The following is a 22,704-nucleotide window of genomic DNA, read 5'->3' on the forward strand; positions in this document are numbered from 1 at the left end:
TTCGTATTTAAAAGGAGAATTAATTATGCCATTGTTAACAGTTTTGATTGGTGTCATTTTACTCGTATTCTTGATTACTAAATTTAAGTTGAACACTTTTTTATCGTTAGTCATTACAGCGTTTGTTGTCGGCTTAATTTTAGGTATTCCAGTTTCTGATATTTCAACAAGTATTGAGACAGGAATAGGTGGTCAGTTAGGCCACTTAGCGATTATATTTGGATTTGGATCGATGCTTGGAAAGTTAATTTCCGACGCAGGTGGTGGCTTTCGAATTGCGCACCAGCTCATTGCGACTTTTGGAAAAAAACGCATTCAAATTGCTGTTATTATTACGTCGTTTATTATTGGTTTAGCTTTGTTTTTTGAAGTTGGATTAGTCGTGTTATTGCCAATTATCTTCGTCATTGCACGTGAAGTAAATATGCCTCTTTTGTACCTTGGTATTCCAATGGCTGCGACATTAAATGTTGCACACGGTTTCTTACCACCGCATCCTGCACCGACTGCTGTATCACAGGTGTTGAATGCGCCTTTGGGGCACGTTTTACTGATTGGTATTTTAGTGTCAATTCCCACGATCATTATTTCTGGTCCGGTGTTCAACTATTTTTTGCATCGAGTATATCCGCAAGTTTATAAAAAAGATATTAATATTTCTGTTTTAGGTGAGTACAAAGAATTCGAGTTGAAAGATACACCAAAGTTTGGTATTAGTGTTTTGACAGCATTATTACCAGTAATATTGATTAGTATTGCAACCATCTTATCATTTGTTTTGCCAGCTAAGTCAGTTATTTATCAAATCGTCACATTTATCGGTGCACCTGATGTAGCTATGCTCATATCATTAATTGTTGCGATTTTCACCATGGGTATTTTCCGTGGATTGAATATCAAAGAAATTGGTGACGCAATGTCTGAATCGGTTAAACAAATTGCTATGATGTTGTTAATCATTGGTGGTGGTGGTGCCTTCAAACAAGTATTAGTTGATGGTGGTGTTTCTAAGTATATTGGCGATTTATTCGGACAAACTAATTTGTCCCCAATTCTTGTTGCTTGGTTAATCGCTGCTTTACTTCGCGTCAGCCTAGGATCATCTACTGTTGCTTCGATAACAGCAGCCAGTTTAGTTACTTCAGTTGTGTCCAACTCAAGTGTGAGTCCTGTATTAGTAGTTTTGGCAATTGGTGCTGGAAGTATATTTGCTGATCATGTTAATGATGCTGGATTCTGGATGATAAAAGAATATTTTGGTTTAACATTGAAAGAAACGTTCTTATCTTGGACGACATTAACCAGTGTCATCTCCGTTTCGGGTCTGTTATCGATTCTACTCGTGTCATGTTTTATGTAGTGCAGTAAATTAATTATATATGAAATAAGTTTAAATTAAGGAAAGTGGGTAATAAAATGGAACAAGCAGATTTTGGTGTTGTTGGATTAGCTGTAATGGGACGTAATTTAGCGCTCAATATTGAATCCCGGGGTTATCGAGTTGCTGTTTATAATCGTTCTCGCGAACGAACTGATGATTTAGTCCAAAAGCATGAAGATAAGGCATTTATCCCAAGCTATACTACAGAGGAATTTGTGGAGGCTATCAAAAAACCTCGCCGAATTTTGCTGATGGTAAAAGCTGGAAAGGGTACGGATGCTGTTATTGATGAATTATTACCACATCTAGAAAAGGGCGATATGCTGATTGATGGCGGTAATACTTACTTCGAAGATACGATACGCCGCTCAGATAAATTAGCTCAAGAAGGCATTAACTTTATTGGTATGGGTGTATCAGGTGGTGAATTGGGTGCACTGCAAGGACCGTCATTAATGCCAGGTGGTCAACGCGAAGCATATGATTTGGTAGCTCCTATTTTGACGCAAATTGCAGCAAAAGCCCCAGAAGATGGTAAACCAACCGTTACGTATATTGGCCCTAATGGCGCAGGACATTATTTGAAAATGGTGCATAATGGCATCGAATATGGTGATATGCAATTAATTGCAGAGTCCTATGATATTTTGAAGCGTGTCTTACATCTCAATCAAGAGCAGTTATCTCAAACTTTTTCTGGTTGGAATGAAGGAGAACTAAACTCTTATCTGGTTGAAATAACTGCTGATATTTTAACTCGAAAGGATGATTTAGGTACTGACAAGCCAATTGTTGATGTTATCTTAGACCGGGCCGGAAACAAGGGCACAGGCAAGTGGTCTTCTCAATCAGCGCTTGAAGTTGGAGCGCCACAGTCATTAATAACTGAATCAGTTTATGCACGTTATATATCAGCAATGAAAGATGATCGTGTTGCGGCTTCAAAAACATTGCAAGGACCAGACTATTCGTTTTCTGGTGATGAGCAAAGTACCGTAGAGGATATTCGAAAAGCTTTGTATTTTGGAAAGATCATGTCATATGCACAAGGATTTGATCAACTTCGTATGGCATCAGAGCACTATGATTGGCATTTACTATTTGGAGAATTAGCACAATTATGGCGTGCAGGGGCGATTATCCGTGCCCAATTCTTACAACGCATTACGGACGCTTTTACAACGCAAGCGGATCTGCATAATTTGCTCTTAGATCCTTACTTCCAACATATTGCTGAAGAATACCAAAATGCTGCTCGTCGTGTAGTAGCACTAGCTGTTACCGCTGGTGTGCCAACGCCTTCATTGTCTGCTGCTGTAGCTTACTACGATTCATATCGTTCAGCTGTTCTACCTGCTAATCTCACACAAGCACAACGTGACTATTTTGGTGCGCATACCTATGAGAGAACGGATAAGCCTGCTGGAGAAATGTACCATTATCCTTGGTATGATGAAGCATGAAAAAAAACCGTCCAAGACGGTTTTTTATTTGAATGTACTTTCTTATTGAAAATGTGCTACAATTCTCTACAAATATGATTTGTGGGGTGAAATAATGGAAACAATTTTTCCTAAAAAAATACAAAAAGACGATGAAATAAGAATAATATCGCCAAGTTCTTCAATCAAGCGAGTTGGTGGGTTTGACCAAAATTTAGTGGCCAAGGAAAGATTGGAAAAATTAGGCTATAAAGTAACATTTGGGGATCATATACTTGAGAATGATCTGTTTTATTCTAGCTCAATTACTGCGCGTATTCAGGATTTACACCAGGCCTTTATTGATGATAACGTGTCAGTAGTGATGACGACCATTGGTGGCTTGAATTCAAATGAATTGCTGCCTTATATTGATTGGGAGATAATTAGAAGCCATCCAAAAGTGTTTATTGGCTATTCGGATATAACAAGCTTACACAATGCTATTCGTGCCCAGACAGGATTAGTAACATATTATGGGCCATGTTACTCATCTTTCAAAATGAATGAATTACAGGAGTATCAAACAAACGAATGGATAAAAGCATTAGGTCAGTCAGAGTATGATTTACAACCAAGCGGGCTTTGGACAAGCGATATGTGGTTTGATCCTAATATACCAAGAAAGCCAATGCCTAATTCGTGGCAAGTATATAACTCGGGCCAAGCAACGGGGATAAGCACTGGTGGTAATATACAAACGTATGGGCTCCAAGCTGGGACAAAGTTTTTGCCCGCCGTCACAAAACCTATTATATTTATTGAACAAGCTGAGGGCGGAGAACCACTTGAATTTTCTAGAGAATTATCTCAAATGCTACAAATTCATCCAGATATTGCCGCATTAATTATTGGAAGGTTCCCAGTTGAAAATAAAATGTCAGAACCCAATCTTCACAGCATATTAGCTAAATTTCCTGTTCTCAATACTATTCCGGTGGTTTATCATGTTGATTTTGGTCACACTCAGCCTATATTCACTTTCCCTCTTGGTGGCATGATTACTGTTCGTGCTAAGAATAATGCCGATGTTACGATAGAAGTGTTAAAAGGATAGCATTTATGCCAGAAACAAAAATGATGACGATGTAAACATGGTATAATTATAGAAATAATATATTTTGTGGGGAACTCGATTACATTGATTAATGACAGTTAAGTTGAAAAAATATATTATTTTATTCTTAATTCAGGGGGTATTGATTATTGAGCGGGAATAATCAAAAAGTCTCTAACACATTTATTTATTTAACTTTCATTATTTGTGTTTGGCTTATTTATTTTATATTTACGGTTGCTATATTAGTTTTATTCTGCAATTTTAGTCGAGCAATCTTTCTTGCTATGATAATATCTAGCATCCTAACGTTATTGTTTGTCATAATACAGACTTCATTTAAACATTTGAATTCAATCAATAACGAAGATGATTAAATTTAAAAAGCTGCCTTAACAGGGCAGCTTTTTTTGTCGTATTTTTCAAGAAATAAAACAACTTTCTGGATGATGATATTTATTACTAACTATTCAAATCAATCCAGTATCGACAAAATAATTTTCCTGTGCTGGGTTCTTTGATGATATTTTCAAGGACGCCACCATTGGATTCAATTGTTTTGCGGCTAGCGATATTCCATTTTTCAGCGGTAATCAAGACAGGTGAAATTTTACGTTGCTGATAAATGTTTAGTGTTAATTCTAACATTTTCTTAGCTATTCCCTGTTGATGCCAGGCAGGGGCAACGCCGTATCCTATATGTCCTCCAAAATTAAGCAAGTGGTCATTTAACTGCCAGCGAGCTGATACGCCGCCTTTTATCAAACCATCCTCAATAAAAAAATAATTGCTGGCGGGAACAAAATTATTAATACTATTATTTTTCATTTGCTCTAGATTAGCTAAATGTTCAGCGAAACTGCCGGTAATGGGTTTGGCTACAGAAACAATTACTGATTCAGTGGTCCAACTTTTTATCCAGTCGTTAAAAATTTTTTCATCTGATTGTTTTAATTCTCTAAAAGTCATTTGTTTCCCCTGATGTGACCATAATCATTGAATGTATTTACCAATAATTTTATCATAGTAATTTATGTGGTTTTATATATTTTTAATAATCACCATAAAAATTACTCTTGTAAGGTAATTTCCGCAAGTATGAGGAAAACAATTCAATGGCAATGTAAGCGCTTACTTGATAAAATGTGAGTAGTTAAAGGAGGACTAAATATGTCTAAACGTTTATCTGAAGATTTTCTTCGGGGTGGTGCTGTTGCAGCTCACCAATTAGAAGGTGCGTGGCAAGAAGGAGGTAAAGGAGTTAGTGTCGCTGACGTCATGACGGTTGGTGGACCAGACAAAGAGCGAAACATTACGAAAGGAGTTGTTTCAGGAGAATATTATCCTAATCATGAAGCGATTGATTTTTATCACCGTTACAAAGCAGACATTGCCTTATTTAAAGAAATGGGATTTAAATGTTTTCGAACTTCAATTGCATGGACAAGAATTTATCCTACTGGTGAGGAAAGCGAGCCAAATGAGGCAGGTTTAAAATTTTATGATGACTTATTTGATGAACTTATCAAAAATAATATTGAACCAGTCATCACGTTATCTCATTTCGAATTACCGTACCACTTGGTTACAAAATATGGTGGTTTCCGTAATCGAAAAGTAATCGATTTATTCGTTAAGTTTGCAACGACTTGTTTAAAGCGATACAAAGACAAGGTCAAATATTGGATGACGTTTAACGAGATTAACAATCAGGCTAACTATGATAATGATTTTCTGGTTTTCACAAATTCTGGGCTGCATTTTAACCCTGGTGAAAATCGTGAGGAGGGTATGTATCAAGCTGCTCATAATGAATTAGTAGCTAGCGCACGAGTTGTTAAAATGGGTCATGACATCAATCCCAATTTTCAAATTGGCTGTATGATTGCTATGGGACCAATTTATCCAGCATCTATGAATCCAGATGATGTTCTGGCAGCTCAAAAGAGCATGGAAAAAAATTATTTCTTTGCAGACGTGCATGTCAATGGTCAATATCCAGCATTTTTAACAAAATATTGGACCCGGAAGGGATTTAACATTGATGTTACCCAAGAAGACCTGGCAGACTTACAAGCTGGTACCGTTGATTATATTGGTTTTAGTTACTACATGTCACATGCAGTTAAAAAGCCAGAAGGTTTAAACTTTGATGACATGACACCAGAAAATAGCCAAGTACGTAATACCTATTTAGCAGCAAGTGATTGGGGATGGCAAATTGATCCTAAGGGGCTGCGTTACGCCTTGAACTGGTTTACAGATAAATATCATTTACCATTATTTATTGTTGAGAATGGATTTGGCGCATACGATAAAGTTGAAGAAGATGGTACAATACATGATTCTTATCGCATTGCATATTTACAAGAACACATTCGGGAAATGAAGTTGGCGGTAGTTGAAGACGGCGTTGATTTGATTGGATATACACCGTGGGATGTATTGACTTGGTTTCAGCCGGGACTGGAGAAATGGACAAACGATACGGATTTATCCATGTAGACAAAAATAACCAAAATGAGGGTTCATTGAAACGTAGCAAAAAGGATTCCTTTTATTGGTTTAAAGACGTTATCGCAACGAACGCTGAAAATATTAATTAAAAAGGAGAAACACGATGAAAAAAGCTTTAATTATTTGTGCAGCTGGTATGTCATCCTCCATGATGGCAAAAAAAACAACTGACTATTTCAAAAATAAAAATATAGATATTGAAGTGGATGCGATTACTGCTACAGAAGGAGAAGATGCTATTCGTAATAGTGATTTCGATCTATTTCTGGTCAGCCCACAGACAACAATGTATCTTGAAGGTTTTGAAAAGATTGGAGATGAGGTTGGTAAACCTGTTGTTTCTATTCCCTTTAAAGCCTATATACCCATACCAACAGGTATTGAGGGCATGGCGAACTTAGTACAGGAACATATTAGTTAGCAATTTGCATGGTAAAGGTTGTGTGAGGTGTGATGATGAGGAAAAAAGAGCGTGATTTACTAATCTATTTAGTAGATAATTCAGATCGTTTCGTAACCAGTGAAGAATTATCTACTCTTTTGTCACTGACACCTAGAACAATTCGTAATTATATCAAAATTTTAAAAGAAACCTTAGTTTCACAAGGTGCCCTACTTGATGCAAAACCCAGTTTAGGTTATCGGTTGCACATATCTCATCCCGTTACATTTGACTTATTTTTAAATAAAAATTATGAATTATCCCAGTGGTTAATTAATGAGGACAGCAATAATATTTCGGACCGTCAAAAGTATATTTTGAACAAACTTATTATTGAAAATCAAAAATTTTTAATTGATGACTTGGCTGAAAAATTATTTGTTACAAGGACCACACTTTCAAAAGATTTATCGATCATTCGCAAAGTGTTAATGCCATATCGAATTAGTGTCGAAAGCAAAGCCAATATAGGTGTTTTCATTACGGGTTTAGAGCGCGATAAACGTCACTTTATTCTAGATTACTTTTTCAGTCATAGTGAAAATTCTATTCAACATTATATGAAAAATAAATCTTTCTTTAAGGCAATTAGTTACGATCAAATTACGATTATTGTTCTTGATGAATGTCGAGAAGCTGGTATTCATTTAACGGACTTTACCATACAAAATATTGTTTTATACATTGCACTAAGCGTTCAACGATTGAAATGCGGCTTTGAATTACAGGCTGCTCCAGTTGACATTAATCCTGAAATCAGAAATGTTAGTGATGTTGCTAGAAAAATTTTTTCTCGTATTGAAAGTGGCTTAGCATTAAAATTTCCGGAAAGTGAAGTAGATTATTTAACCATTCAATTAATGGCACAAGGGAAAAATATTAATATACAAAATGATGGTCCCTTGCAACGGGATTTAGATATGATCTTGCAACGAATTGAATTAGAAACCGATTATCCAGTTACTAAGGATTATGCTCTCAAGAAAAATATCATTGAACATCTAAAACCCATGATAGTTCGCCTTGAGCAAGGTATTCAATTGAAAAATCCTTTGTTACAGGAAATAAAAACGAATTATTTAAGTGAGTTCATGGATACCAAGCGCTATATAAAATGGTCGCCTTATTTATCTCAGTTTGACATTAATGACGATGAAGTCGCTTATCTAGCACTTCATTTGATGGCAGCAGCAGAAAAATACAAAAATTTAAATAAACCAAGAGCCTTAATTATCTGCGCAACAGGGTATGGATCGGCACAGTTACTCAACAATCGTGTCGAAAAAGAATTTGGCATGTATTTAAACATTGTTGATATTAAAGGATATTATGAAGTTGATGACACTACTTTAAGTAATGTTAATCTCATAATCAGTGCTATTGATCTGTCAACACGTGTTTTCAAGGTTCCAGTCATACAGGTAAGTATTTTTTTAACCGAAGCAGATGTTCAAAAAATAAATGAATTTTTAGATAATGAGCAAGTCCGAAATAAATATATTGCTGTAGAGAAAAAGCAACCAATTAATAGTGTTTTAAATCATTTTGATCAATTTATTGATCAGTCAAGTTTTAAAATATGGCAGGTATCGCCTCATCGGAAGGAATTACTACAAGAGTTAACTAATATGCTGATGTCCAATGAACCTACCGAATTAAAACATGAATTTTTGGAACAAATCGATCAACGTGAACAACTGAGCTCAATCGTTTTTAGTGATACTATCGCCGTTCCACATCCTGCTATGCCGATGAGTCGAGTACCCAAAATTGCTATTGGAATTATACCAAATGGTGTCAGATGGTCTGACGAGCATCCAAACATTCAGCTAGTTTTCCTGCTATCACCATCCTATCGGAGCAATAAGGGTTTGACAGAAACGACGCAGGCAATTGTAAATTTACAGAAAATACTGAAGAACAGGGCCGGTTGGTTGCCTCAAGAAATTTTTCAGAATTTCGGCATAATTTTCTGTTAATGATGAAAGGAGGTAAGTATATATGAAATCAGAAGACATTCAAGTTGTCGCTTTTGAAATTATTTTACACAGTGGAAATGCGCGCACAATGGTTCATAAGGCTTTTGAAGCCATGAGAGAAAAAAACTTTAAGTTATCTAACGAAAATCTAAAATTATCAAATGACGAATTACTATTAGCTCATAAATCGCAAACAAACTTGTTACAAGAATACGCTGAGGGTAGTCATATTGATATGGAAATTATATTAGTCCATGCACAAGACCACTTAATGACAACGATGACTTTACGTGAGATGGCTATTGAAATGCAGACTCTTTATGAGGAGGTACAAGACATTGAAAAAAGGAATCAAACGAGGGCCAAAAAAGCCACAGGATAAACAGCACGGTTTAGAGGTCGCAATCGAAAAAAATCGTACGGAAATGAGCCTTAAAAGCATGCAGTTTAATCGATTCATGTTAATCCGTTATGCCACAGCATTCTTTCTGTTCGTAAACTTGTATTGGGCCATAATTATGTGGCAGACCCTAGTGGCACTGATACCTGTTGCTTTAATGTTTATCGCTTCGCTAGCAATTATTGAACAAATTAAGTTATTTGGACATCATACGAACCAACTGATTTATTCAAAAGTGTTCTTCACATCACAGCTTATCGTGAATATCATTTTAATGGTGAGCATCCCAACATCGTTATTTACATTTTTTTACCAATTTATACAAAATACTGGTAGTAACCGCTTAGTGGTACTAATCCTGTTATTACTCAGTAGTAGCATACTTCTCATAGTTAACAAAAGGTTAGGCTTGATTGCAACAAATCACGATAAATATTACGCACGTTTGACAGCCTATCAGTCCGTTCTTAAAAATAATAAGGAGATGAAATAGTTATGGAAAATGGACCTATGTTTAACTTCCTACAAAAAGTGCTTTTGAAACCAATGACCAAAGTTTCCCAATATAGAATTGTGAGAGCTATCATGGCTGCTGGTATGGCTTCAATTCCTTTTACAATTGTTGGATCTATGATATTAGTTTTGAATATATTGCCGACAGTATTTCCGTTCTTAAATGATTTTTTCGACGCAACATTCTTTAAGTTTAGCGATTTGTACATGATTGCCAACACAGCAACCATGGGTATCTTAGCCATGTATTTTAGTTTAGCAATTGGTTTTGAATTAACTCGTATTATTCAAACAGAAGATAAACTAAAAGTAGCGCCATTAAATGGTGCCTTCTTATCACTATTTGCATTCTTTATGTGCTTGCCAGAATTGGTTTTAAAAGGCGGAAAAATTGTTCTGCTAAATACTATATCCAAGGACGAGACAGTTATCAACGGATTTAGAATGACTAGCACAATCGACCGTGTTGGAACAAGTGGTATTTTCACAGCGATTATTATGGCTATTTTAGCAGTTTGGTTGTATTCATTCTGTGTGAAACATAACTGGACGATTAAAATGCCGGATGCTGTACCGGAAGGTGTATCAAGATCATTTACGGCATTGATTCCAACTTTCGTTATTGCTTTTGTTGTACTGGGTATTAATGGTTCCTTAGTGTTACTCGGTACTGACATTTTCAAAATGATTGCAATACCATTTAGCTTCGTTACAAGCATGACTAGCACCTGGCTAGGAATTATGGTGATTGAGTTCTTGATTCATGCCTTGTGGATTGTTGGTATTCATGGCGCTAACATTATTTCCGCATTTATTACGCCTATCTTCTTAGCAAATATGGTAGCAAATTCAAATGGGGCTAACATACCGTTTGCTGGAGAATTTAATAATGCCTTTGCTATCTTAGGTGGCTCTGGTGCGACACTTGGATTATGCATATTTATTACTTTACTAGCACGTTCCGAACAGCTAAAAGTTTTAGGCCGAGCTTCAATCGTACCATCACTTTTTAATATTAACAAGCCGTTAATATTTGGATTACCAATTGTTTATAATCCTTATCTAGCTATTCCATTTTTCTTGGCACCAATGGCAACAGCTTCCGTTGCTTATGCAGCCATTAACTTCCATATCATTCGGCCAATTGTTATTCAAGCACCATGGCCATCCCCAGCCGGAATCGGTGCATTTATTAGTACCGTTGATTGGAAAGCAGCAGTCTTAGCAATAATCTGTGTTGTAATAGCTTTCATTATTTACTTACCATTTATCAAAATATATGATACTAAGTTGTACAATGATGAGCAGGGGAAAACACAAGTACAGCCTTAATGACGAGGCATCAAAATACTGGTCTGTGTTTAGTAACAGACTGGTATTTTTTATATTCTCGACTGGCTGATTTGTGAAAGGTAAATTTCATCAGTAAGGATATCACTTAATGACAAACTTATGTGAAAAATAGAATGAATTACTTACATTTAATAGAAAATTTATGATACAATAATGCTTGTGCTAGGGGCGCCAAAATGGCTGAGAAGAACCCTTCGAACCTGAACTGATTAACATCAGCGTAGGAAAGTGCTACATTTTTTAACGTAGCATTTTTCTCTAGGTGAGAAAAATGTTTTTTTATTGCATAAAATGACTTATTGAGAGGATTTTTTTGAAAAATGAATAATAATCACTAGGGGCGTCGCAAAGACTGAGATGATGTATATCGGTCCCTTTGAACCTGATCTAGTTAATACTAGCGTAGGAAAGTGACCAATATTTGATAACGACATGTACTGTTGTCAAAAGTGTCCTTTTTTATGTATTTAAGGGCACTTTTTTATTGGAAAAGGAATTTAATTATGATGACACCAAAACATAACCGAATCATGGATCATGGCCTAGCTGGAATACAGCACGTGTTTGTTTCTAACGTGTGGTTAGATCCAATTTATGTTGCCGCTGCCGCAGGGCTCTCACTGAACTTATCAACTAATCTTGTGAACACGATTTTTATTGTTTCAGGATTAGTCACGCTTACACAGGCAACAAAATTAGCGAAGCTGCCTATTGTTCAAGGGCCGTCAGCTGCTTTTGACGCGTTAATGATTAATGCTGGTAAAGCTGGTCAGTTAGCAACGGCGAGTGGTTCAATTTTACTGAGTGCACTCATTGTATTTTTATTGTCTGTTACAGGACTTATCAATAAACTAATCAAATTATTGACACCGGCAATTACCGGAACACTAATATTTTTGGTTGGTATTTCTTTATCTGGATTCACACTATCTGAATTCTTAGGTGTTTATCCAGGTGATAAAGGTTTCTCTTCACCAACAACACTTATTTTGTCTATTACTACAGCAACTATTGTCATTCTATTGTCGATATTTGGTAAGGGATTTTGGAAACGTTTTTCCTTTTTAATCGCGCTAATTGTTGGTGATATTCTAGCAGTTTCGTTAGGTGTCGTAGATTACAGCGTATTATCAACAAAATCATGGTTTGGCATGCCTCATTTATTGCCTTATGGATCGCTAAAGTTTAATTGGGTCATGTTTTTGACATTCTTTGTTGCCTATGTGGTTGCAGTGGTAGAGGCTTTAGGTGTCTATCAGGCAGCTGGCGATACTTTAAAAGAAAATATTTCACCAAGGCGCATTCAAAATGGTCTAATTGGCGAATCTGCGGGATCAATGTTTTCATCCTTGTTCGGAGGCTTTCCAACAACTGCTTTTGCGCAGAATGTAGGGATTTTAAACTTAACTGGTAATGTTTCGAGAATACCAGTAATTATTGCAGGGATTTTGTTTGTCGTACTAGGTTTTGTTCCTAAAATTGGTGCGTTTTTGGCAATAACGCCTAGTCCAGTGATTGGGGGCATATTTTTGCCCGCAGCAACAACTTTAATTCTGACTGGATTCAACATTTTGAAAAGAGCGCCTGACAACAATGAAAATAACATGATTATTGGATTGTCTATCATACTAGCGATTGCTCTGCCTAACTATGCAACCGGCTGGTCAGGTGTTACAGGTGAATTATTATCTAATAGCATATTAGTCGGTGCGTTGTCTGCCATCATCTTACAGTTTGCCTTGGTTAACTTACCACGAATGATAAAAAATATAAGAGGATCTCATGATTGAAAAATCTAAAAAAATTCAAAGCGACATTTTAACTTTCATTAATAAATACAAGGATCATCAAACAGAGCGATATGAATCGGACTTCAATCAGCTAGTTATGCGCATTTTTGCTTATCAATTTCAAAACAATTTACCGTATAAAAAATTTGCCCAATTGCGACATAAAAACCTCTTGACTGTAAAAAACTGGCGCGAGGTTCCGCTAATTCCGATTCAAGCGTACAAAGAATTAATTCTGTCAACCGAAGATATTAATCAAGCTGCGGATGTTTTTTATTCGAGTGGCACAACAAATATTAATCATAGAAGCAAACATTATATCTCGAATTTAAATATTTGGGAAGAATCTATGCGGGCAGGATTCAAGAAAAACGTTTTGCCTAATACGGATAAAATTAGAATACTTTCTTTGTTTCCGGGTATGGCAGATAACCCTAACTCTTCTTTATCTCGCTATATATCAACCGCTATACGAGAATTTGGTACTGAAAATAGCCATATCTTTTTTGAAAATAACCAACTAAACTATTCGGAACTAATCGTTGCTCTTCAAGAAGCAGAAAAAATCATGAGCCCATATTACTTTTGGGTGCTTCGTTTTCTTATGTTCATCTATTGGCATACTTACAGCAACATCATCAATCCTTTAATCTGGCAAAAGAAAGCATTATTTTTGATACTGGTGGATTTAAGGGCAAGTCAAAAGAAGTGAGTATGACTGACTTATATGCTGATTTGGAGAGCACATTTAAGGTGACACGCGAACAAATTATAAATATGTACGGCATGACAGAGATTAGTTCTCAATGTTACGATAGAAATTTAATGGATCATTCAGAAAATAAAACAGTTTATTTTGATAAAATAGCACCTGCTTGGGTAAAAACTCAGGTCTTGGATACTGAAACGTTACAGCCTGTTGTACAGGGTCAACGTGGCCTATTGGCATACTACGACTTAGCTAATTGGGATTCCTGCGTATCAATTCTAACTGAAGACATTGTTATCAAAAATAATCATGGATTCACAGTCATTGGTAGAGCAAAAGGATCGGTGGCTAAGGGTTGTTCCATCACCGCTGATGAGCTTTTACAACTGCAATAAAGGTGTCAATAATGTCTAATAAAGAAATGACAAAAATTAATATTTTTTACACGCCAGACAGCATTATCCTTGGTGATTTAACCGAAAAGGTAGTTGAAAATGAAACACATCATCTTGTATTGTGTTATCCCAAAATAACCGAACAAGAAATAAAAGAGATTACAAAAATAATAACGCATAACCGTAATCATTATTTAAAGCATCTTACAGTGAATGAAATTATTGATATTATTGCTCGGGCAGCAGAAAAATGGACTAACCCATCGTATCATCTTCGGAAAATAGCAGAAAAAGCAGTCCCCGCGGTAACTGGTTATGACGCTGATCAATTTAGTTTAGAGCTCAAAAACTTTATTCGCTTATTTCGAAAGAAAGAATTAAAACGATTTGTGAATACCGAACTTGGACAATCAGGTGCAATGTTGGATGATTTTCAGCCAAACCTTTCCGGTGGATTTTCAAAATTTTACGGACCAGATTTAATATTCCAAATATTTTCCGGTAACGTGCCAGGTATACAACTGTGGACACTCATCATGGGACTACTTGTAAAATCGCCAACACTGGGGAAAACATCTTTTGTAGAGCCTATTATGCCAGCCTTGTTTGTTCAGACGTTAGCTGAAATTGATCCAAAATTGGCAAATACGATTGCCATTCTACCATGGCATAGTGGTGGAAAATTCGAGGCGCGCTGTCTTAATTTGGCCGATACTATTGTTGTGTGTGGTGGTAAAGAAGCGGTTGCATCTGTAAAAAGCAAAACACCATTGAATAAGAAGATTTTAAGTTATGGGTACAAAATCGGTTTGGCAATAGTTGGTAGGGAGACGTTGACACCAGAGTATTATGCTCAAGTCATTAAAGACTTAGCTGAGGACATTGCCACCTATGATCAGCAAAGCTGTCTAGCTCCGCAGTCAATTTTCATTGAAAGAGGTGGGGCAATAACGCCTCAAGAGTTTGCGAGTATCCTGTCCAATGAGTTAAATAACTATCAAATCAAATATCCTCGTGCACCGATACACGAATCAGATAAAATCGCTATTGAAAAAATGCGGCAAGAAGCTGAGATAACGTCTATAAAAAACGGAGCAACCTCAGTATTTCGAAGTGACAATAGTACCGCATGGACTATTATTTTACATAATAATATCGGATTTAGCGCCTCGCCTTTGAATCGTTCAATTCATATTTTTGTTGTTAATGATTTGACAGATTTACCATCTGTACTCATACCGTATCAGCAATATTTACAGTCAGCAGGAATTGCGATTTCTCCGAATCGTTTGTTCTCGTTGGCAGATATGTTAGGGAAAGTGGGTGTTAATCGAATGAGTGCGCTGGGAAAGATGAATCACGTTTCCAGTGGCTGGCACCATGATGGACGCTTTAACTTATTGGATTTAGTTCGTGTTACAGACATTGAGCAGAGCTTAGAATTCTCTAGTGAGAAGTTTGATCCGGATGTGGAGTGAGGAGAATAAAAAATGCTATTAAAAAACAAAGTTGCACTGGTGACGGGAGCCAGTCGAGGAATTGGGGCAGCCATTGCCAAAGAGTATGCCAAACAAGGTGCCTTTGTCATTATCAATTACCTGGAAAATACTAAAAAGGCCGATGAAGTTGTTGCAGAAATTATTTCAGATGGTGGTCAAGCAATTGCCATAGCATGTGACGTACGTGATGAAAAACAAGTGAAAAACATGCTATACGATATTTTTGAAAATTTTGGTACGATCGATATCATTGTAAACAATGCATTAAGTCAATATCAATTTGATCCTAAGCATCGAAAAATGTTATACCAACTGAAGTGGAGTGACTACCAAAATCAAATCGACGGTAGTTTAAAAGCAGTTTTAAACGTTACTCAAGGTGCTTTATCAAGATTAAAAACAAATAATAGCAGTCGCATCATTAATATAACAAGTAATTTGATAAGGTCTCCAGCAATCCCTTATCATGATTACATTGTCGGAAAATCTGCTGTTCTTGGGTTGACACGTACAATGGCTAGTGAATTAGGTGCTTTTGGTATCCGAGTAAATGCTATCGCACCAGGATTGACGTACCCAACAGCTTCTAGTAAGTACACGCATCGTGATATTCGGGAAGCACTTATTGCGCAAACACCGACTAAACGTTTAACTACTCCTGAGGATGTGGCAGGTTCAGCCGTATTTCTGGCCTCAGAGCTTTCGAATAATATGACCGGCCAATGTCTGTTCATAGATGGTGGTTTAACTATGCTCTAATCGAAATCAACACAATAATTAAAATATAAAACACAATGGAATATTAAAAAGGAAATCATAATGAATAAAAATGTTAAGTTGACAAAAATAATGGTCGTTACAATTATGATAGCGCTAGATATCGTGTTATCTCCAATTTTTAGAATTGAAGGTATGGCGCCAATGTCCAGTGTCATGAATATTATTGCTGGTGTAATTCTAGGACCAGTATATGCAGTTGTTATGGCAGTAGTTACTGGAATAATAAGAATGCTAATGTTAGGTATACCCCCATTGGCTTTGACTGGTTCAATTTTTGGTGCTTTCGGTGCAGGTATCTTGTATAAGTATGGACGCAATATGTATTGGTCAATGTTTGGTGAATTTCTTGGGACCGGAATTGTAGGATCGTTAATTTCAGTTCCGGTGATGGTCTGGTTTACTGGACAACAACAAAACTTGTACTGGTTTGTGTATACACCTCGTTTTGTGGGTGCAACCATAATTGGATCAGTAATCGCTTATTTTGTTTTAGTAAATTTGCTAAAAATAAATTCTTTTAAAGAAATTCAGAGAATGTTTGTTGGGTAGCATAGCTATGAAAAATGAATTAATAAAAATTAAATCAATTTTACCTTTGCAAAAGGCACCGTTAGTACATTGCATAACCAATGATATTACGTTAGAAACGGTGGCTAATACTATATTGTATCTTGGTGGTAAACCTATCATGAGTAGTGATACCCGTGAATTTTCGTCATTATTTCAGTCAACAGATGCTCTACTACTAAACATGGGCCGACTTAATGAGTCACACGAACAAAGTCTCAGTCAAGCTAGCTCTTTAGCAGATATGACTAAAAAACCGACTGTTGTGGATCTGGTAGGCTATGGTATTACTAATGAACGAACAAAGTTAGGAATGGCTATGGCGCGTAATCATCCAACAGTTATCAAAGGAAATACTTCAGAAATCAGAAGATTTGTCGGCTTACCATCATTAGCAAAAGGTATTGATGGTGCTAGCTCTGATCAGCATGATCAGGCGTTAAAAGATCTCATTTTGTCTTTGAAACAAATAACAACTGAGTATGCCGATACTGTGTTTGTGGCAACAGGGAAAAAGGATGTCATTGTTCAAAATGATAAACACCTTATTTTGAGCAATGGCGTCGATGAATTGGATAAGTTTGTTGGGACAGGAGACATGGTTGGCGCAATTATAACTACACTTCTCGCGGTCGCGGTCGGTGAAGATCCGTGGGTTGCTAGTCAATTTGCAATTAGCTACCTCAATGTAGCTGCTGAAAAAGCATTGTCATTAACAAACGGCATGGAAAACTTTAGACGAGAAGTTCTTAACCAAATTGATTTGCTAGGGAGAAATCAACAGTGGGCAACGAAAATTAAGTATTCGAATTTTTGAATCTAGGAAGAAAAAAATAATGGCAACCAAAAATATTCTGTTGATATGTAATACAGGTGCTTCAAGCAGCTTTATGGCTCAAAAAATTCGTCAAGCATCAAATGAAAATCAGCAAGCTTGTCAAGTTCATGCGGCAAGTATGACTCAAATTGATGAATACATTGATCGTATCGATTATTTATTAATTTCACCACAATTAAAGTATGCAGAAAGTGAAATACGATTGTCAGTAGCGAACAGTAATATAAAAGTTGCTGTGATTCCCTCAAAAGTTTATGGACTCTTAGACGGCAACGCAGTCCTAAACCAAATACAAAAAATGTAAAATTTGAAAGAATAATGATGAATAATATTTTAAATAGTCAGTTTATTAAAAAGGTAAACGATGTTACCTCAAATTCATGGATACAAGGTATTCAGAAATCCATTACGTTGATTTTATCCTTTATAATCATTGGGTCGTTAATTACTGTAATTAGTTTAATAAATAATATTAAAGCTAATCTAATCCCTGATTTAGGCTACATGTCAACCTTTACATTTGGAATGGTGGGACTTTTTGTCGCCTTCCTTATTCCCTATAATATTCTTCAACAAAAAAAGAACGATAAAAAGATGTTAGCGAGTTTTACATCATTGGCATTATACTTAATGCTCATCAAACCAAAATTTGATGGTTCAGGCAATCATGTAACGTTTGAACTCAGCCGCTTTGGTTCTGCAGGACTATTTTTGTCCATTATCGCAGGAATAGTAGTAACTGCAATAATACTATTCGCTAGCAGATATTCTTTTTTTAAAAAAGATACATTAATGCCAGAGTTTATTGTCAATCTATTTGACTCTTTGATACCAATAACATTTATCATATTCATAGGGTGGTTAGGCTTAACCGCTAAAAATATTGACCCATTTAAAATTGTTACTTCACTTTTTTCACCATTATCAATCATTGGTCAAAGCTACATAGGCTTTATTGTTATTGGATTTGTATATAGTTTATTTTATTCGTTTGGTATTAGTACGTGGACATTATCACCAATTATTTTACCTATTATGCTTAGCGGTATCGCAGAGAATGAGCGACTAGCTGCCCATGGCTTAAAAGCAGTGAATATCACAACCCAAGAAGTTTTTTATACGGGATTTATTGCAGCAGGGGGAATTGGATTTACGATTACTTTAGCAATTATGATGCTATTTCTCTCAAAATCACAACAACTAAAAGCAGTTGGTCGAGCAACTTTTCCTGCTTCTATTCTCAATATTAATGAGCCCTTAGTTTATGGAGCTCCTATTGCATTTAATCCTTTATTAATGATACCGATGTGGTTGAATGGTATTCTAATTCCAGCAGTTGCTGGTGCAGCGATGCGTTTAAATATTGTTCCAATTCCCGATAAAGTCTTCTGGATTTGGTATTTGCCATTCCCAGTTTCAACGTACATCACCACTGGCATTAAGGGCGTATTATTATTTGTCATTTTGTTCATACTTTCTTGGACAATATATTATCCATTCTTTAAGTACTATGATGCCCAGCTGTTAACTAATGAGTTGGAGAATAGAAAGAACTAGTGGATATGAACAGCAAATATGATTTAACAAATGATGCCATGCAAATCATTGTATGGGCTGGAGATGCTAGACAGTTGATTATGACAGCACTAGAAAAAATCGCGCAGCATCAATTTTCTAAAACACGATCTTTATTAGATGAAGCCGAATCACTATTAAATAATGCGCACAAAATACAAAGTCGTTATATGAGCTTAGAAGCGTCGGGTACACATATTCCATATTCTGTTTTATTTAATCATGCGCAAGATTCTTTGATGATTACAATGAGCGAGTTAAACATGGCCAAAAAAATGTCAATTATTATGAAAAGTGAAGTGAAAAATCATGAGTAAAGATCATTTCCCACAATCCTTTTTATGGGGTGGCTCATTTTCAGCGAATCAAGCCGAGGGCGGATACAAATCCGCGGGCAAAGGTGTATCGCAAACAGATCTTATTCCATTGAATAAGTCGTCTAAAATCACTTCTTCATTTGAACTGAATAACTGCTTAGCTGATGAAAACAGTTATTTTCCGAGAAGAACTGGTATCGATTTTTTTAACCAGTTTGATGAGGATTTGGCACTTATTTCAGAATTAGGCATTAACTCATTACGTATTTCCATTGCATGGTCTAGAATTTTTCCCAATGGGGATGAAACGACACCTAATGAACAGGGGCTAGCCTTTTATAAAAAGGTGATCGATAAGCTTAGTTTGTTAGGCATTGAACCAGTAATCACTATTTCACATTATGAAATGCCCGTTAAGCTAATTACAAATTATGGTGGTTGGAAAAATCGAAAATTGATTGATTTTTATACTAACTACGTGCAAACATTACTGCACGCATTTCCAGAAGTTAAATATTGGCTTACATTTAATCAAATCAATTCTGGGTTAACAGATCCGTTTTCTGCGTTGGGATTACTAATAGATGATTATGTATCAAAAGAATTGTTCCAACACGACAAGTTTCAAGCCATGCACCACCAATTAGTGGCGACAGCAAAAGTTAAACAAATTGCACAACAAATGAATTCTAGTGTCTTAATTGGGGCTAGTGTTTACGATATGACATCTTATCCAAGATCCCCTGAACCAAATGATGTGTTGTCGAATCAAGAATCCATTTTGATATCAGATTTTTGTAGTGATGTACTGGTACGAGGAAGATATTCAAAATTTATTTTAAATTATTTCAAGAAAAATGGTGTTGATTTAGACATTACAGCGGAGGATCAACGGCTATTATTGCATAATACAATTGATTTTCTTGGAATTAGTTATTATGTAACCACGGTTGTTGATCAATCAACGCCATCCTTATTTGAAATAAATGACTGGAATATTCGCGATGAGACATCCAATAAACACTTAAAAGCTACGAAATGGGGATGGGGGATTGATCCAGTTGGCTTACGTATTGCATTGCGGAGGTATACAGACAAGTATCCATCTATGCCAATTATAATTTTAGAAAATGGATTGGGAGCAGAAGAAACATTATCTAGTAAAAAGAAAATTCATGATTCTTATCGAATTGATTATCTAAGAAAACACCTTTCTCAGTTACAATTATCAATACAGGAGGGCGTTAATGTCATTGGATACTTTTACTGGTCTCCGATTGATATTGTAAGTTCTGGATCTGGTCAAATGCACAAAAGATATGGACTAATTTATGTTGACTTAAATGATTTTGGTATTGGCAGCGGTAAGAGAATAAAAAAGGATAGTTTTTATTGGTACAAACAGTATATTGAATAGAAGCAGCATTGATTCTAGCTGATATCAGATGGTCAGTTTTCAAAAATTCACTCTGTGCGAATATGATATACTAGTATCAGCAAACAAGTTAAGATGGTGGCTATCCGAATGGAGGTGGTGCTTATGGTGTAAAAGCTAGAGGCCCAGATTCTAGGAAAGGAGATGCCTAGTGTCCGTTTCGGATGCTGTGCAACTAATGTTAGGCTTTGGAACTTTTGTTCTAATGCTTCTCGGATTAGTTGTTGAGCTGATAAAAAACAGCAATAAAAAATGACCATCTTAGCTTGGCAGAGCTGATGGTCATTCAAGATTATTAACTTTAGCCACCGTCTAAACGGGTTTGTTGGAGAGTCATAGTTTGCGCTATGGCTCTTTTCATGTTTATATTATACCACATAGTTATAGTATTATGGATTAACAGATAAAGAAACTCCATAAACGCTTATTTATCAGTTAGTTACTTTTATATACTAAATAACTATAAACTGCCTACTATCAATTAGTTCGCAAATGTACTATAGTTATTGTAGTGAACAAAACAAATAATTATAGAAATGAGGTTTCATCATGAAAGTAACAATTTTTGGTAAAGGCAATATGGGACAGGCAATCGGAGCTAATTTTGAAAAAGCTGGCAATGATGTCAACTATTTAACTTCAGAGGATACAGCGACAAGTCTTAGTGAATTAGTTATTTTGGCTGTGCCTTATCCTGCTTTAGATACAATCGCTCAACAATACAAACAAGAATTAAAAGGAAAAGTTGTTGTTGATATAACAAATCCCTTGAACTTTGAGACATGGAATGAATTAGTTGTTCCCGCTGATAGTTCAGCAGCAGAAGAACTACAAAATAAGTTACCAGATAGCATAGTACTTAAAGCATTTAATACAAATTTTGCTGCTACGCTACAAAGTGGAACGATTGGTGGAAATACAACAACCGTTTTGGTGGCAGGAAATGATGAAGGAAAGAAGCTATTTAACGACGCTTTGAATGATAGCGACTTAAATGTTCTCGATGCGGGTCAACTTAATCGAGCTCGTGAATTAGAAGCAACTGGTTTTCTACAGATGACCTTAGCAGCTAGTGAACAAATTGGCTGGACAGGTGGCTTTTCAGTCACTAAGTAAATTGCAAAATAAAAAGCAACTATCTTTAAAATAGTTGCTTTTTATTTTGCATATACATTCATTCGAAAAATGTATATGTTTTAATTTTATTGTTCCAGCAAAGCTTTTCTTTTGTCTGGATTTTCGTCAAGATAGAAACTACCCCAGTCAGCCATCGAATCAATAACTGGACGCATACTTTGTCCCAAGGTTGATAAACTATACTCTACTTTAAGAGGTACTACAGCAAAGACCTGACGAACAACAAGACCGTCTTCTTCCATCTCTCTCAAACTTTGCGTTAACATTTTTTGACTAATACCGGCCACACTAATTTTTAATTCTGAAAAACGTTTTGTTCCAGGTAAAAGATCACGAATAATTAATACCTTCCATTTGCTGCTGAGCAGGTCAATAGTCGTTGCTACAGGGCAGATGCCATTTTGTTCTAATAATTTTCTAGACATAATGATTATCCTTTTTATTTTAAAAGATACTGAAAGTGTGTAGGTTACTTTTAGTATCTTTTAAGTATTATAGGCTTTCTTTGATGATATGGCAAATAACTACAACATATAATC

General features: G+C 36.0%; 22 protein-coding genes, 1 pseudogene and 2 riboswitches. Of the genes and pseudogenes, 21 read left to right on the forward strand and 2 right to left on the reverse strand.

Features of this window, described 5'->3' with window-relative positions; translation table 11 throughout:
- Window positions 1-25: 25 nt before the first annotated feature.
- The 3 genes from HFP47_RS03250 to HFP47_RS03260 all read left to right on the forward strand — a co-directional run bounded on the left by HFP47_RS03250 (window position 26) and on the right by HFP47_RS03260 (window position 3,919).
- On the forward strand, window positions 26-1,360 hold the full coding sequence (locus tag HFP47_RS03250; RefSeq protein WP_011679684.1) for a gluconate:H+ symporter: 1,335 nt from the start codon (window positions 26-28) through the stop codon (window positions 1,358-1,360).
- A 56-nt stretch (window positions 1,361-1,416) separates the two neighbouring features.
- Window positions 1,417-2,844 carry an NADP-dependent phosphogluconate dehydrogenase gene (gene gndA / locus HFP47_RS03255; RefSeq protein ID WP_179876029.1) on the forward strand — a complete coding sequence of 476 codons (1,428 nt, stop codon included), beginning with the start codon at window positions 1,417-1,419 and terminating at the stop codon, window positions 2,842-2,844.
- Window positions 2,845-2,938: 94 nt separating this feature from the next.
- The gene (locus HFP47_RS03260; RefSeq protein WP_011679686.1) at window positions 2,939-3,919 is read left to right on the forward strand and encodes a S66 peptidase family protein; all 981 of its coding nucleotides are present in this window, start codon (window positions 2,939-2,941) and stop codon (window positions 3,917-3,919) included.
- Window positions 3,920-4,381: 462 nt separating this feature from the next.
- Here HFP47_RS03260 and HFP47_RS03265 read toward each other — a convergent pair whose 3' ends face one another.
- Window positions 4,382-4,888, reverse strand: coding sequence for a GNAT family N-acetyltransferase (locus HFP47_RS03265; protein ID WP_179876030.1), 507 nt, complete (start codon window positions 4,886-4,888; stop codon window positions 4,382-4,384).
- 201 nt (window positions 4,889-5,089) lie between these two features.
- On the opposite strand from HFP47_RS03265, the pseudogene HFP47_RS03270 reads away from it, so the two are divergent.
- From HFP47_RS03270 to HFP47_RS03355, 18 genes and pseudogenes are all read left to right on the forward strand, one after another.
- Window positions 5,090-6,525: pseudogene (locus HFP47_RS03270) on the forward strand (6-phospho-beta-glucosidase).
- Between the two features lie 14 nt (window positions 6,526-6,539).
- A complete protein-coding gene (locus HFP47_RS03275) occupies window positions 6,540-6,857 on the forward strand; it encodes a PTS cellobiose transporter subunit IIB (RefSeq protein ID WP_010280592.1) in 318 nt (105 codons plus the stop codon).
- Between the two features lie 32 nt (window positions 6,858-6,889).
- Entirely contained in the window at window positions 6,890-8,857 is a 1,968-nt protein-coding gene (locus HFP47_RS03280) for a BglG family transcription antiterminator (protein ID WP_257229700.1), read from the forward strand.
- 22 nt (window positions 8,858-8,879) lie between these two features.
- On the forward strand, window positions 8,880-9,239 hold the full coding sequence (locus tag HFP47_RS03285) for a PTS cellobiose transporter subunit IIA (protein ID WP_010284241.1): 360 nt from the start codon (window positions 8,880-8,882) through the stop codon (window positions 9,237-9,239).
- Complete coding sequence (locus HFP47_RS03290) at window positions 9,196-9,750, forward strand: sugar transporter (protein WP_081365847.1); 555 nt, start codon at window positions 9,196-9,198, stop codon at window positions 9,748-9,750. The genes HFP47_RS03285 and HFP47_RS03290 overlap by 44 nt, the downstream gene beginning before the upstream one ends.
- Before the next feature lie 17 nt (window positions 9,751-9,767).
- The gene (gene celB, locus HFP47_RS03295; RefSeq protein ID WP_179876393.1) at window positions 9,768-11,102 is read left to right on the forward strand and encodes a PTS cellobiose transporter subunit IIC; all 1,335 of its coding nucleotides are present in this window, start codon (window positions 9,768-9,770) and stop codon (window positions 11,100-11,102) included.
- Window positions 11,103-11,277: 175 nt separating this feature from the next.
- Window positions 11,278-11,367, forward strand: a riboswitch (TPP riboswitch).
- Window positions 11,368-11,449: 82 nt separating this feature from the next.
- Window positions 11,450-11,549, forward strand: a riboswitch (TPP riboswitch).
- A gap of 77 nt (window positions 11,550-11,626) precedes the next feature.
- Window positions 11,627-12,913, forward strand: coding sequence for a solute carrier family 23 protein (locus tag HFP47_RS03300; RefSeq protein WP_179876031.1), 1,287 nt, complete (start codon window positions 11,627-11,629; stop codon window positions 12,911-12,913).
- 585 nt (window positions 12,914-13,498) lie between these two features.
- A complete protein-coding gene (locus tag HFP47_RS10600) occupies window positions 13,499-14,017 on the forward strand; it encodes a hypothetical protein (RefSeq protein ID WP_257229701.1) in 519 nt (172 codons plus the stop codon).
- 11 nt (window positions 14,018-14,028) lie between these two features.
- On the forward strand, window positions 14,029-15,495 hold the full coding sequence (locus tag HFP47_RS03310) for an acyl-CoA reductase (RefSeq protein ID WP_071951937.1): 1,467 nt from the start codon (window positions 14,029-14,031) through the stop codon (window positions 15,493-15,495).
- 12 nt (window positions 15,496-15,507) lie between these two features.
- Window positions 15,508-16,275, forward strand: coding sequence for an SDR family oxidoreductase (locus HFP47_RS03315; protein WP_179876032.1), 768 nt, complete (start codon window positions 15,508-15,510; stop codon window positions 16,273-16,275).
- Between the two features lie 60 nt (window positions 16,276-16,335).
- Window positions 16,336-16,845, forward strand: a complete 510-nt coding sequence (gene thiW, locus HFP47_RS03320) for an energy coupling factor transporter S component ThiW (protein ID WP_011679696.1) — start codon at window positions 16,336-16,338, stop codon at window positions 16,843-16,845.
- A gap of 7 nt (window positions 16,846-16,852) precedes the next feature.
- Window positions 16,853-17,680, forward strand: a complete 828-nt coding sequence (locus HFP47_RS03325; protein WP_179876033.1) for a hydroxyethylthiazole kinase — start codon at window positions 16,853-16,855, stop codon at window positions 17,678-17,680.
- Between the two features lie 19 nt (window positions 17,681-17,699).
- On the forward strand, window positions 17,700-18,005 hold the full coding sequence (locus HFP47_RS03330; protein WP_011679698.1) for a PTS sugar transporter subunit IIB: 306 nt from the start codon (window positions 17,700-17,702) through the stop codon (window positions 18,003-18,005).
- A gap of 14 nt (window positions 18,006-18,019) precedes the next feature.
- On the forward strand, window positions 18,020-19,258 hold the full coding sequence (locus HFP47_RS03335; protein ID WP_257229702.1) for a PTS sugar transporter subunit IIC: 1,239 nt from the start codon (window positions 18,020-18,022) through the stop codon (window positions 19,256-19,258).
- A gap of 5 nt (window positions 19,259-19,263) precedes the next feature.
- Window positions 19,264-19,593, forward strand: coding sequence for a PTS lactose/cellobiose transporter subunit IIA (locus HFP47_RS03340; protein ID WP_218925553.1), 330 nt, complete (start codon window positions 19,264-19,266; stop codon window positions 19,591-19,593).
- A complete protein-coding gene (locus HFP47_RS03345) occupies window positions 19,586-21,010 on the forward strand; it encodes a glycoside hydrolase family 1 protein (protein WP_179876034.1) in 1,425 nt (474 codons plus the stop codon). Before HFP47_RS03340 ends, HFP47_RS03345 begins: the two co-directional genes overlap by 8 nt.
- 169 nt (window positions 21,011-21,179) lie before the next feature.
- A complete protein-coding gene (locus HFP47_RS03350; protein ID WP_011679702.1) occupies window positions 21,180-21,284 on the forward strand; it encodes a putative holin-like toxin in 105 nt (34 codons plus the stop codon).
- A gap of 293 nt (window positions 21,285-21,577) precedes the next feature.
- A complete protein-coding gene (locus HFP47_RS03355; protein ID WP_061514830.1) occupies window positions 21,578-22,144 on the forward strand; it encodes an NADPH-dependent F420 reductase in 567 nt (188 codons plus the stop codon).
- A gap of 86 nt (window positions 22,145-22,230) precedes the next feature.
- Here the strand turns inward: HFP47_RS03355 and HFP47_RS03360 are convergent, their stop codons facing one another.
- Complete coding sequence (locus tag HFP47_RS03360) at window positions 22,231-22,590, reverse strand: helix-turn-helix domain-containing protein (RefSeq protein WP_011679704.1); 360 nt, start codon at window positions 22,588-22,590, stop codon at window positions 22,231-22,233.
- Between the last annotated feature and the right edge of the window lie 114 nt (window positions 22,591-22,704).

Origin of the sequence: Leuconostoc sp. DB-1, assembly GCF_013414845.1 — a bacterium.
Lineage (GTDB): Bacteria > Bacillota > Bacilli > Lactobacillales > Lactobacillaceae > Leuconostoc > Leuconostoc mesenteroides.